The sequence below is a fragment of the Moorena sp. SIO4G3 genome, from assembly GCF_010692305.1.
Taxonomy (GTDB): domain Bacteria; phylum Cyanobacteriota; class Cyanobacteriia; order Cyanobacteriales; family Coleofasciculaceae; genus Moorena; species Moorena producens_A.
In genome coordinates, this window is sequence record NZ_JAAHIG010000005.1 from 21,246 (window position 1) to 35,090 (window position 13,845).

The window sequence follows — 13,845 nt, forward strand, 5'->3', positions numbered from 1 at the left end:
TCTTCCGTATTTCATATCTTCAAGGGAGAACTCAACATGGTAACCCTCAAAATCGTTGTTTATGTAGTCGTTAGCTTCTTTATTGGCTTATTTGTCTTTGGATTCTTGTCAAACGATCCATCTCGTAACCCTAAGCGGAAGGATTTCGAGTAAATAGCGATCGGCCAACTAGAGATAGCCAAAGCTCTTTAACACGGGACTATACAGACAAAACCACGCTCTTAGAGGAGGGTGGTTTTGTCTTTGTGGTTAATTATTGTAATATGGGCTGTGCAACATTTAACCTGTACAAACCTACTAACAAGCAGATAGGACGATGGTATAGCATTAGTTTTAACTAATGGTTGTTGCCGACAAAGCAATGCCAAAAGCATTGCGCTAATTTTATTAATGGAGGCTCTGCTGCCTACTCTCAAACCGCACTGTAACTTCACTCAGTCCATTATTTTACGTCGCTTAACTTACGACCAGCTGCCAAGGCTTTTAGTTCTTCGTTGGGCGGTAGTGTTCCCTTGTTAAACAAGTTACTAACTTATTTGATTCTAAAACAGTAGATAATGTTTGACAAGGTTTAGATAGCTATAAGTAATAGTTGCACCTCTTTGTCGATAACCGATTTGGAACTACAATCTTGGGGATTGAGTCAAGGATTGTTGGTCTGAATACTAAAACACCAGCCAATTAGTGAAACATGCCCCAGCCAGTTCAGCCGCCGGTCGTACCCGCAATTATTCAAACTGTTAAACTTTCCCAGACCACTAGCGACCTAGATAAATTATCTCAAAGAATAACTGTTTCGGCACCGTACCAAACACAGCAAAACCAGGCACTGCTCAAACCGTACCCGACAGGAGAGCTCAAGGTTGAGGCTTTACCAATATTAGGCACAGACAAAAGCGCTGCTAGCTTAGGTCTACCTATTTCCCGAGCAGTTGGCCAGACCTTGCTAAGGATAACAAACAGCCAAGACAATTGGCAACTAGGGCAAGGAAAACAGTGGCAACAATCTCTTCTAACACCAGCAATAAAGCAACCACTCCATCCTGATTTAACCTCCTTACTCAAGAGTCCAACTCCAGAAGCACGATCAAATCTGGAACCGGAATTTTATACTAGGGTTTCTCCTAGGTTTTCCTCTTCGGTTACTTCTGAGACAGGGGTTGCTGATTCTGGGTATGATTCTGCCCCCCTAGCCCCCCAGCGAGCAATCCCTCGCTGGGGGGAACAAAACCTTCCAAGTCCCCCCGAGCGAGGGATTGCTCGCTCGGGGGATTTAGGGGGCTTTCCCAAAACTACGCGATCGCCCATTCATACTTCAATTCAGCAACGCCAACCTAATAGCCAACCTCAGATTAAACCTGAGCTAACACCTGAGCCTGGGAATCAAGAAAGATTCTTTGCTGTTAACTCTTACCCCAAAGGATGTTCTACTCTCGAAACCTTACCCAGGCCAGATGACCCCTTGAGCATCAGTCCAAATTGCCCTTTGCCAATTGCTAGGAGCAAGCGTATTATAGCTCAAGAGCGGGGGGGAGAGACTAGAGAGTTTGAGTTAATCATCCCTGAACAATCTAACTCACCTTCCCTAGAAGAAACTGCACCAGCATCAGACCAAGACTTGTCTCAAGCCCAATCTCGTTCACAGTTAGATTCAGAAGTTACTGCTCCCACAAGTACCTTCGATACTAATGAGCCAGACATACTTGAACTGACTTCAGACCGTCAGGAGTATGACGATACTAGACAAGTGATTACAGCAGTGGGTAATGTTACCTTGCGGTTTCAAGATGCCTTACTAGAAGCTGACCGTTTGCAAGTCAACTTGCCTAATAAGATTGTAGTTGCGGATGGGAATGTGGCTCTGACTCGTGGGAATCAGGTGTTAGAGGGAGAGCGCTTTGAGTATTATTTTGTTCAAGATACTGGTGTGGTTTTGAAGGCTAGGGGAGAATTTGTCAGAGCAAACTCAGATTCTGGGGCAACCCCCCCAACTCAACCGGTCAGTCGCAGAATTATTAATAGCCAGCCCTTAGCTGGAATTAGCAATCCCGGAGCCTTTGCCATTGAGTTTGGTGCTAGGATTATTCCCAATTCTGAAACTGGGGCAACCACAACCGCTATCGAATCGCCGGACATCGAAGGGACTATCAATCGATTCCGCTATGAAGCAGACCGGGTGGAGTTTGATGGGTTAGAAGGAGTTGCTACTAATGTCAGAATTACCAACGACCCCTTTTCTCCACCAGAGTTGGAGTGGCGCACAAAGAATGCTCGATTTCGGCGGATTTCCCCAGAAGTAGATGAAGTAATTGCCAAGAATCCTCGACTGGTGTTTGATCAAGGGTTTTCCTTGCCCACATTTCGTGAACGGTTTGTGATTGACCGCCGTGAGCGGCAACCGAATTTATTGGATTTTGGGTATGATGATGACGACCGGGGTGGTGTGTTTATTCAGCGTGGCTTCAAGGTGGTTGATAGTCCCTCCGTCAGGTTTAGTCTAACACCACAGTTTTATATTCAAAAAGCCATTCTTGGAGACAATGATGAAGATGAGAATAATGATGCAGAAGGTGGTGGCGTAATTGATCCCGCTAACTTTGGTTTGCTTGTTGACCTTGATGGTTCCTTAGGGCCACGTACTACACTAATAGGTTCCGCAGAACTCACTAGTCTGGATCCTGATGATCTAGAAAACGAAACTAGGGGAAGTTTGCGCCTCCGACAAACTATTGGCACCACTTACCCTCATCGCTTAACTTTGGAATCCAGCTACCGCGATCGCCTTTTCAATGGCTCTTTGGGTTTCCAAACCGTTCAGAGTAGTATTGGTGGTGTACTTGAATCACCGACAATTCCCATCGGGCAAACCGGCTTGACCATTAGATATCAAGCTGGCGTTCAGCGTATTAACGCTAACACCGATCGAGCAGACTTGCTACCTCTGCCACCTCGGGATAACAATCGGATTAGTTTAACCCGTTATCAAGGCAGTGCAACTCTAAACTGGACACAACCCCTTTGGCAAGGTGACATATTGCCAGCAACTGCTGAAGAAGGTATGCGCTATACACCAGCACCAATTTTACCAAATGTTCAACTAAATTCATCCATTACCGGTGTGGCTAGTGCCTATAGTAACGGTGATTCTCAAGAATTTCTTCGTGGCAGCATTGGCTTAACTGGGCAATTTGGTCATTTTTCTAAACCTTTTCTCGACTATACCGGTTTTAATATCGGCTATAGTCAAGTCGCATTAGGCAACACATCACCATTTTTATTTGACCGAGTTGCAGATAATCGCATCCTTAATGCTGGTATTACCCAACAACTCTATGGTCCGTTTCGAGTCGGTTTCCAAACTTATCTAAATTTAGATACAAATGAGGAAATTAGTACTGACTTCTTTTTAGAGTATTCTCGTCGAAGCTACAATATTTTATTGCGCTATAATCCCGTTCAACAACGGGGTTTAGTTGGTTTACGAATTAATGATTTTAATTGGACAGGTGCTACAGAACCTTTTGATACGTTTAGCAACAGCTGGGAGGATGATTAGGAATTAGGGAGTTGGGTGTAGGGTGTAGGGTGTAGGGTGAAGCAAATTGAATGGCTCTGATAATTATCAGAAACGCTAGAATTATTTGTGTGGCCAAATAAACCCTACCAAATTAAGCTCCTGGATAGGTTGGGCATCTCCAATGAAGACTAATAAGCATCGGTCAGTCTGTGGTAAATTCAAGCAGCGGTTAAGTAATGCGGTTAAACGCTGGTTTAATTCCCCTAAAATTCGTCATAGCAGCACCACACAAGCAATAACTGTTACTGTGGGAGAGCCTGCTCCTCCCTACAAACCTCCCTCAAGTCAGCGACCTAACCACAACTACGGCGTAAGTCATCTTACCTGGCCCCCTGGTTATCAGCTACAGAAGGATAAGTACACCATCGAAAAAAAACTAGGACAAGGTGGACTAGGTATTACGTATTTAGCCCGAACTAAAACAGGCGATCGCATCGTTATCAAAACTATCGTTAATCATGTACTCCGCCAAGATAATTTATTAGAATATTGGAAAATTTTTGCCAACGAAGCGGTAAAGTTAGCCCAATGTAGCCGTGGGAATCCTCATCTAGTCCGTTTATCTGAAGAAATTATCCGAGAAGGTGAACTGCCCTGCCTAATCATGGAATACATCGAGGGGGAAACCTTGTCGGCTCTGGTGAAACGGCAGGGTGTGCTCTCAGAAGAGCAAGCGCTGCTCTACATCAAGCAAATTGGTAGCGCCCTCTGGGACATTCATCAGCAAGGGTTGCTCCATCGGGATGTTAAACCTGATAACATCATGGTGGGTCACGATGGTTCTGGTGCGGTGTTGATTGATTTGGGCATTGCTACTAAGTTTGTGCCTGGGGTTACACAAACTCATCTCTATGCCGTGACTCCAGGTTATGCTCCTCTGGAACAATATGAGTGGCGTTCGCAACTCGGTCCTTATACCGATGTTTATGCTTTGGCCGCTACCTTGTATGTGCTCTTAACTGGAAAGAAACCAGTATCAGCTGATGAGCGGATTCAGGGAGCTGAATTACCAGCACCAAAGGATTTTAATCCTAAGATTAGCGGACGCATAAATCGAGCCATTCTCAATGCCATGAATTTGGTGGCTAGCGATCGCCCTCAGTCTATACCAGAATTTTTAGCATTACTCGGTATTGAATTACCAAACTATAATACTAACTCTAATAATAGCACAAATAGCACTAATAATCAACCACAGACAACCGCTAAAGTTGAAGACTTTTATATAGAACGTCCCCAAGATGCTGAGTGTTATGAAAAGATTTTACAACCAGGGCAGCTAATTCGGATTAAAGCACCGAAGCTGATGGGTAAAACCTTACTCAGTCATCGGATTCTTGATTATGCTAAATCTAGGGGTTATGGCACGGTTTATTTAAATCTGAATCAGTTACCTTGCCATGACTTGGATATATTTTTACAGTCGTTTTGTGTACGAGTTGGTGACAACTTGGGGTTATCAGACCAGTTGGATAAGTATTGGAGTAAACGGTTATATAGTAAGGTAAATTGTCAACGATATTTTGAGCAGTATCTCTTAGCCTCTTTATCCACTCCTATAGTTTTGTGCTTGGATGAAGTAGACCGAGTGTTTGCTTATCAACAAGTAGCTGGCGAATTTCTAGGGTTGCTGCGCACTTGGCATGAAGATTCCAAAAATAATGAGCCTTGGAATAAATTGCGCTTGATTGTCGTTTATTCTACGGAAGTTTATATTGAATTGGATATCAATCAGTCTCCTTTTAATGTGGGATATCCTGTAGATTTAACTGATTTTTACTTAGATAAAATTCAGAGTTTAGCTGGGCGTTATGGTTTAAAGTTATCCATTGAATCAGGGCAAAAATTAATGGGAATGGTAGGGGGACATCCTTATTTGTTGAACCTGGCTTTCTCTACTATTAGCAAAAATCCCAACATGACCATGGAGCATCTTTTAGAAACCGCCCCGACAGAATCAGGGATTTATCGTCATCATTTGCGAGAACTTTTAAATAATCTAATTCTCCATCCCAATTTACTAAACCCTTTCAATAAATTACTGACAACTACTCAAGCTTTGCGTCTGGATGCTAAGGCAAGCTATCTATTAGAAAGTCTGGGATTAGTCAGAGTAATCGGTAATGATTGTGTTCCTCGATATAATTTGTATCGTAAGTATTTTAGTAATAGGCTTTTATAGTTAGGGAGTAGGGAGCAGGGAGCAGGGAGCAGTGAAATAGGAAGAGAAAAAAAATATTGTTAAACCCTATAAATATATCATCAAAGCCAATGCTGCATCCCTTTAGCATCACACCAAAAACTACTGGAATATCTTAACTACTGTTCCCTATTCCCTATTCCCTATTCCCTATTCCCTGTTCCCTACTCCCTACTCCCTACTCCCTACTCCCTTTCCTACCATGACCAACCAATCAACAATCTACCAAGTTGGGGGAAGTTTACCTCAAGATGCCACAACTTATGCTAAGCGCAAAGCTGATGAGGAAATTTTTGAGGCTTTGATGGCTGGGGAATTTTGTTATGTTCTCAACTCACGACAGATGGGTAAATCCAGTTTGCGGATACAAACTATGAAGCGTCTTCAGGAAGCAGGAGTAGCTTGTGGTTGTATCGATTTTACCATGATTGGTAAAGAGAATATACCGGTAGAGATGTGGTATTCAAGCTTGATAGTGATGCTGGTGTCTCAGTTTAACCTATCAGGTAACTTTGATGAAGAGGCTTGGTTTAGAGACACAGAGCACATCGCTCCTTTGTTAGGGTTTGGGAAGTTTATTGAATCGGTATTGTTGGAAGCTATTCCGGAAAGTATTGTTATCTTTCTAGATGAAATTGATAGTATTATTAAATTAGGGTTTAAAGATGATTTCTTTGCATTTATTCGCAGTTGTTATAACAAACGAGCCGAAAAGCAAGTCTACAATCGGCTGAGTTTTTGTTTGCTGGGAGTAGCAACTCCAGCGGATTTGATTCAGGATAAACAGCGCACTCCGTTTAATATTGGTAGGGATATTGAACTGACTGGCTTTACCGTTGAAGAAGCGAAAACACCACTGCTCCCTGGTTTGGTAGGGAAAGTGGATAATCCAAAACAGGTGTTAGGTGAGATATTGACCTGGACAGGGGGACAACCGTTTCTGACTCAGAAGTTGTGTAAGTTAATGGTGGACGATGCTCTGGCTTCCCCCTTACAGCCGTTTTCAGATGAATTGACCTCATTACCAACAGCTGCAAGCCCCCTAAATCCCCCAATTCTGGGGGACTTTAACTCAAGTTCCCCCCAAAATTGGGGGGCTAGGGGGGCGGAGGACTTTAACTCAAGTTCCCCCCAAAATTGGGGGGCTAGGGGGGCGGGAGACTTGAACTCAACTTCCGTTGCACAGGTCACCCGTACCCAAATTATTAACAATTGGGTATCTCAGGATAAGCCAGAGCATTTAAAGACTATACGCGATCGCATTCTCAGGAATGAGCAACGGGCGAGTAGGCTGTTGGGATTGTATCAGCACGTATTAGATCAGGGTAGTCTTGCCGCTGATGGCAGTGAAGAACAGACGGAATTAAGGCTATCGGGGTTGGTTGTGGAGCGGGATGGCTGTTTGAGGGTTAACAACCAGATTTATGGCAGTGTTTTCGATGGCGATTGGGTTAAGCAGGAATTGGCTAGACTGCGTCCCTATTCTGAAGCCTTTACCGCTTGGGTTGAGTCTGGGTGTCACGATGAATCCCGTTTGTTGCGGGGGGTAGCGTTAGAGAATGCTCAAGCTTGGGCTAAGGGTAAAAGTTTGAGCGATTTGGATTATCAGTTTTTGGCGGCTGGTCAGGAATTAGACCGACAGGTATTAGTAGAAGAAAGGCGGATCTTAACTGAAGCAAAAGAAAAAGCGAAGTGGATCATAAGTATAGGTGGTACTGTACTGGGTTTGTCCTTAATTGTGGCTGTAGTGACTGGGATCAAAGCTAGAGATAATTTTAAACAATCACAGGAAGCTCAAACAGGTACCCGACTAGAACAACAAGGGGTTAGTATTTTACGACGCTTAGGAGGGGATAATGTTTACTATGGCGAGCGAGAGCTTTTATACTCAGCCATGGAGACTGGGCAACAACTATATAATATCGTGAAAGATGGTCGCCCCCTGGATAACTATCCTGCTATTAGTCCTCTGTATGCTCTACAGCAGAGTCTTAGTAAATTCAAAGAAAAGAGAAGATTTCGAGGACATGAATCCTTGGTATCAAGTGTAAGTTTTAGCCCCGATGGTAAGATGCTTGCTACTGCATCATTTGACCAAACTGTCAGACTCTGGGATTTACAGGGAAATCAATTAGCTCTGTTGAAAGGACATGAATCCTCGGTAAGAAGTGTAAGTTTTAGCCGAGATGGTAAGAGGCTTGCTACTGGATCCGACCTTACTGTGATACTTTGGGATTTAGAAGGAAATCAATTAGCTCTGTTGAGAGGACATCCATCCTCGCTATTAAGTGTAAGTTTTAGCCGAGATGGTAAAAGGCTGGCTACGGCATTATCGGACAAAACTGTCAGACTCTGGGATTTACAGGGAAAGCAATTAGCTCTGTTGAGAGGACATCAAAAGTTGGTAAGAAGTGTAAGTTTTAGCCTTGATGGTAAAACCCTGGCTACGGCATCAGACGACGCAACTGTCAGACTCTGGGATTTACAGGGAAAGCAATTAGCTCTGTTGAGAGGACATCAATTCCGGGTAAATAGTGTAAGTTTTAGCCGAGATGGTAAGATGCTGGCTACCGCATCATACGACAAAACGGTCAGACTCTGGGATTTACAGGGAAAGCAATTAGCTCTGTTGAGAGGACATCAATCCTCTGTATCAAGTGTAAGTTTTAGCCGAGATGGTAAGATGCTCGCTTCTGCATCAAAGGACAAAACTGTTAGACTCTGGGATTTACAGGGCAATCAATTAGCTCTTTTGAGAGGACATCAATCCGAGGTAAATAGTGTAAGCTTTAGCCGAGATGGTAAAACCCTGGCTACGGCATCAGACGACAAAACGGTCAGACTCTGGGATTTACAGGGAAAGCAATTAGCTCTATTTCAAGGACATAAATCCTCGCTATCAAGTGTAAGCTTTAGCCCCGATGGTAAGATGCTTGCTAGTGCATCATCGGACAAAACGGTCAGACTCTGGGATTTACAGGGCAATCCATTAGCTCTGTTGAAAGGACATCAATCCGAGGTAAATAGTGTAAGCTTTAGCCCCGATGGTAAGATGCTTGCTAGTGCATCATCGGACAAAACGGTCAGACTCTGGGATTTACAGGGAAAGCCATTAGCTCTGTTGAAAGGACATCAAGAGTTGGTATTTAGTATAAGTTTTAGCCGAGATGGTCAGATGCTTGCTACTGCATTATCCGACAATACGGTCAGACTCTGGGATTTAGAAGGAAATCAATTAGCACTGTTGAAAGGACATCTTGACTGGGTAGAAAGTGTAAGGTTTAGCCCCGATGGTCAGAGGCTGGCTACGGCATCATGGGACAATACGGTCAGACTTTGGGATTTAGAAGGAAATCAATTAGCACTGTTGAAAGGACATCTTGACTGGGTAGAAAGTGTAAGGTTTAGCCCCGATGGTCAGAGGCTGGCTACGGCATCAAGGGACAAAACTGTCAGACTCTGGGATTTAGAAGGAAATCAATTAGCACTGTTGAAAGGACATCTTGACTCGGTAAATAGTGTAAGTTTTAGTACCGATGGTAAAACCCTGGCTACGGCATCAGACGACAAAACTGTCAGACTCTGGGATTTACAGGGCAATCCATTAGCTCTGTTGAAAGGACATCAAGACTCGGTAAATAGTGTAAGTTTTAGCCCCGATGGTAAAACCCTGGCTACGGCATCAGCCGACAAAACTGTCAGACTCTGGGCTGTTGAAGATTTAGGTGAGATGCTGGCTAGGGGATGTAAGTTGCTTGAAGATTACTTTGTGGATCATCCTGAATCCTTAGATAGCTTAAAGAAATGCCAAGATTAAGATGGCAAAATAGCTGCAGCTTCTGGTTTTGTTAAACAAGGTGAGGAGTTAGCGAAAGAGGGGGATGTGGAGGGTGCTATTGCTAAGTTCCAAAAAGCCCAAGCATGGAATCGGGAGCTAGAATTAGAGCCAGAGACAAAAGCCAAACAGCTAGCAGCACCCGCTAAAGTTAAACAAGGTAAGCAGTTAGCTAAAGAGGGTAAATTAACCAAAGCCCTATCTCTCTATAAAGAAGCACAAGAACTAGATCCAAACCTAGACATTTCTGCTTATGATTGGAATAAAATCTGTTGGTTTGGTAGCCTCCACGGATATGCTGCTGACGTGATGGATGCCTGTGAAAAAGCAGTAGCAAAAGAACCTGAAGAGGGATATATTTTGGATAGTCGTGGTTTGGCTAGGGCCCTGACTGGGGATACCGCAGGAGCCATATCAGATTTTCAGGCATTTGTAGACTGGACCAACAATGATAAGTCGAAACCACAACGTCAAAAATGGATAGATGAGCTCCGGGCTGGTAAGAATCCTTTTACCGAAGAGGTGTTGAAGGGTTTACGTGGGTAGTAAGGGTAGGGAAGGCAATAGGCATGCTAGCAATAGGCATGCTAGCAATAGGCAATAGGCAAGAGTGAAAAAATTATGATAGCTGACAGCTGATAGCTGATAGCTTAGCGTTAGCTTTACCAAGAAAAGAAACATAAAATGACTAATAATCCTGATATCAGTTCTTCCTTATAGTTATGAATAAGCAATTGCTTAATAATGGAATGATTTGAAGAGTTTTGTGGAACAGGCATCTTGCTTATGATATTTTCACCCCAGGCAGGATGCCCACCCCACTCCTATTCATTCTTTGGATCAGCAACCCCAAATTAATTACACATTCTCCAAAATTCAAAGCCTTATTACAATGTAAGGGTTACATAGATTGGGAGTAGATAATTAATTATGTGTAGGTGCTTAGCACTGGGTTTGTTCTCAGTTATAGCAATAATGATTGCTGTGGTGACTGGTATCAAGGCTACAGAAAAAATCAAAGAAGCTCAAACAGCTACCCGACTAGAACAACAAGGGGTTAATATTTTACAAGGGTTGCCAGGGGATAATGTTTACCATGGGGATGGAGAGCTTTTATACTCAGCTATGGAGACTGGGCAACAGCTATTTAATATAGTCAAAGATGGTCGCCCTTTGGATAACTATCCTGCCATCAGTCCTGTCTATGCTCTACAGCAGAGTCTTAGTAAATTCAAAGAAAATAGAAAATTTCGAAAATTTCTAGAACATCAAGACTCGGTATGGAGTGTAAGTTTGAGCCCCGATGGTATGATTCTTGCTACGGCATCGGACGGTACTGTCAGACTCTTGGATTTACAAGGAAAGCAATTAGCACTCTTTGAAGGACATCAACAGCTGGTAACTAGTGTAAGTTTTAGCTCCGATGGTCAGATGCTGGCTACGGCATCAAATGGTACGATCGTCGTGGTTGATGGCAAAACAGAGCGCAAAACAACAGAGGACAATACGGTCAGAGTCTGGGATTTACAGGGCAATCCCTTAGTTGTGTTGAGAGGACATCTTGGCTGGGTATCGAGTGTAAGTTTGAGCCCCGATGGTATGATTCTTGCTACAGCATTAGATGACAATACGATCAGAGTCTGGGATTTACAGGGCAATCCTTTAGCTGTGTTGAGAGGACATCAATACTCGGTATCGAGTGTAACTTTTAGCCCCGATGGTCAGATGCTTGCTTCTGCAGCATACGACAATACGGTTAGAGTCTGGGATTTACAAGGCAATCCCTTAGCTGTGTTGAAAGGACATCAAGGGTGGGTAACTAGTGTAAGTTTTAGCCGAGATAGTAAAACCCTGGCTACGGCATCATCGGACAAAACCGTCAGACTCTGGGATTTACAGGGAAAGCAATTAGCTGTGTTGAGAGGACATCAAGACTCGGTAACTAGTTTAAGTTTTAGCCGAGATGGTAAAACCCTGGCTACGGCATCAAGGGACAAAACCGTCAGACTCTGGGATTTACAGGGAAAGCAATTAGCTCTGTTTCAAGGACATCAATTCCCAGTAACTAGTTTAAGGTTTAGCCGAGATGGTAAAACCCTAGCTACGGCATCAGGGCACACTGTCAGAGTCTGGGATTTACAGGACAATCCATTAGCAATGTTTCAAGGACATCAAGGCTCGGTATCAAGTTTAAGTTTTAGCCGAGATGGTAAAACCCTGGCTACGGCATCAGACGAAAATACGGTCAGACTCTGGGATTTACAGGGAAAGCAATTAGCTCTGTTTCAAGGACATCAAAACTCGGTATCAAGTTTAAGTTTCAGCCCCGATGGTAAAACCCTGGCTACGGCATCATCATCGGACAATACTGTCAGACTTTCGGATTTACAGGGAAAGCAATTAGCACTGTTTCAAGGACATCAATTCCAAGTAACTAGTTTAAGTTTTAGCCGAGATGGTAACAGGCTTGCTTCTGGATCATGGGATGGAACTGTCAGAGTCTGGGATTTACAGGCAAAACAATTAGCACGGTTGATAACAAATCAAGGCCCGGTAGAAAGTGTAAGTTTTAGCCCAGATGGTAAAACCCTGGCTACGGCATCATGGAATACGGTCAGACTCTGGGATTTACAGGGCAATGCCTTAGCTGTGTTGAGAGGACATCAAGAGCGGGTGAAGAGTGTAAGTTTTAACCGAGATGGTAAAATGCTGGCTACGGCATCAGAGGACAATACCGTCAGAGTCTGGGATTTACAGGGAAATCCCTTAGCTGTGTTGAGAGGACATCTTGGCTCGGTAAATACTTTAAGTTTTAGTCCCGATGGTAAAACCCTGGCTACGGCATCATCTGACAAAACGGTCAGACTCTGGGATTTACAGGGAAATCCCTTAGCTGTGTTGAGAGGACATCAAGACTCGGTAAATAGTTTAAGTTTTAGTCCCGATGGTAAAATGCTGGCTACGGCATCAGAGGACAAAATGGCCAGACTCTGGCCAGTGGAAGATTTAGGTGAAATGCTGGCTCGGGGCTGTAAGTTGCTTGAAGATTACTTTGTGGATAATTTTGAAGCTTTAGAAAGCTTAAGCTCATGTCAAGATTCAGTTGACAAAATAGCAGTAGCTCCCGGTCTTGTTAAACAAGGTGAAAAGTTAGCGAAAGAGGGGGATATTGACGGTGCTATTGCTAAGTTTAAAAAAGCCCAAGCATGGAATCGGGAGCTAGAATTACAGCCAGAGACAAAAGCCAAACAGCTAGTAGCACTTGCTAAAGTTGAACAAGGTAAGAATTTAGCAAAACAAGGAAAGATTGCCCAAGCCAGATCTACCTATCAAGAAGCCCAACAACTAGACCCAAACCTAGAAATTGATGCTAAATCTTGGATTTACATCTGTTACTTTGGTAGTCTCAATGGATATGCTACTGACGTGATGGATGCCTGTGAAAAAGCAGTAGCAAAAGAACCTGACGATGGAAATATTCTGGATAGTCGTGGTTTGGCTAGGGCTCTGACTGGGGATACCGCAGGAGCAATATCAGACTTTCAGGCATTTGTAGACTCGACCAGCAATGATGAGTGGAAAGCACAACGGCAAAAATGGATAGATAACCTCCGGGCTGGTAAAAATCCTTTTACGAAAGAGGTGTTGGAGAGTTTATGGGTTTTGAGGAGCTTTGATGTTGAATTTGGAGTTGTCAAAGGTCGCGTATTAAGCATTGGGAGCTCTGACTTTGATGAATAGCGAAATGGTTTAACTAAGGTTAGGACATTTATAAAAGCAGCAAAAGCTATTATAACCAGCTATTGCTAGCATGCCTATTGCTAGCATGCCTTGCGCGTAGCGCTATACTGGCATGTGAGAAAATAGTACTTCTTAAGAACAAACAGGTACCAGTTTTTAATACACAAGTACTAGTAAATTAGCAACAAGTACTAGTTACTGAGAAACAAGTACTGGTAAGTGATAAACGAGTACTAGTTAGCGGTTAATGGGTACTCGTGTCTTAGAGGTCATGACAGCACTAACCATTGAGATTAGGACATTCCTAAACTCCGAAACTTAGTCATAGCTTACTTTTGACTTCTGAAGCAAGTTCCTTCTGACTTGGCCGTAGCGCTATAGCTGAATGCTTACCCCGACTCCCGATTCCCGATTCCCGATTCCCGATTCCCGACCAGTTTCTTACAAAATTTTTCAAAATATGTTATAATAAAAGATTATTTGTGCTATAAT

The 13,845-nt window shown here is 43.4% G+C and carries 8 protein-coding genes; 6 read left to right on the top strand and 2 right to left on the bottom strand.

Annotation, left to right across the window (positions count from 1 at the left end; genetic code table 11):
- The first annotated feature begins 36 nt into the window (after nucleotides 1–36).
- The 3 genes from F6J99_RS01660 (at nucleotide 37) to F6J99_RS01670 (ending at nucleotide 5,759) form a co-directional block, all read left to right on the top strand.
- Nucleotides 37–153, top strand: coding sequence for a photosystem II reaction center protein I (locus F6J99_RS01660; RefSeq protein WP_075900681.1), 117 nt, complete (start codon nucleotides 37–39; stop codon nucleotides 151–153).
- A gap of 538 nt (nucleotides 154–691) precedes the next feature.
- Nucleotides 692–3,556: a DUF3769 domain-containing protein gene (locus tag F6J99_RS01665; protein ID WP_293111435.1), complete on the top strand. Its 2,865-nt coding sequence runs from the start codon at nucleotides 692–694 to the stop codon at nucleotides 3,554–3,556.
- Nucleotides 3,557–3,698: 142 nt separating this feature from the next.
- Nucleotides 3,699–5,759 (top strand): AAA-like domain-containing protein, encoded by a 2,061-nt coding sequence (locus F6J99_RS01670; protein WP_293111436.1) that lies wholly within the window; start codon nucleotides 3,699–3,701, stop codon nucleotides 5,757–5,759.
- On the opposite strand, the gene F6J99_RS01675 is transcribed toward F6J99_RS01670, so the two are convergent.
- Nucleotides 5,740–5,868, bottom strand: coding sequence for a hypothetical protein (locus F6J99_RS01675; RefSeq protein WP_293111437.1), 129 nt, complete (start codon nucleotides 5,866–5,868; stop codon nucleotides 5,740–5,742). The two genes, F6J99_RS01670 and F6J99_RS01675, sit on opposite strands and share 20 nt — an antisense overlap.
- A gap of 111 nt (nucleotides 5,869–5,979) precedes the next feature.
- Here F6J99_RS01675 and F6J99_RS01680 point away from each other — a divergent pair, with 111 nt between their 5' ends.
- The 3 genes from F6J99_RS01680 to F6J99_RS01690 all read left to right on the top strand — a co-directional run bounded on the left by F6J99_RS01680 (nucleotide 5,980) and on the right by F6J99_RS01690 (nucleotide 13,353).
- Nucleotides 5,980–9,594, top strand: coding sequence for an AAA-like domain-containing protein (locus F6J99_RS01680; protein WP_293111438.1), 3,615 nt, complete (start codon nucleotides 5,980–5,982; stop codon nucleotides 9,592–9,594).
- Nucleotides 9,595–9,660: 66 nt separating this feature from the next.
- A complete protein-coding gene (locus F6J99_RS01685; RefSeq protein WP_293111439.1) occupies nucleotides 9,661–10,158 on the top strand; it encodes a hypothetical protein in 498 nt (165 codons plus the stop codon).
- A gap of 429 nt (nucleotides 10,159–10,587) precedes the next feature.
- Nucleotides 10,588–13,353, top strand: coding sequence for a hypothetical protein (locus tag F6J99_RS01690; protein WP_293111440.1), 2,766 nt, complete (start codon nucleotides 10,588–10,590; stop codon nucleotides 13,351–13,353).
- Nucleotides 13,354–13,675: 322 nt separating this feature from the next.
- Here F6J99_RS01690 and F6J99_RS01695 read toward each other — a convergent pair whose 3' ends face one another.
- Entirely contained in the window at nucleotides 13,676–13,810 is a 135-nt protein-coding gene (locus tag F6J99_RS01695; RefSeq protein ID WP_293111441.1) for a hypothetical protein, read from the bottom strand.
- Nucleotides 13,811–13,845: the final 35 nt, after the last annotated feature.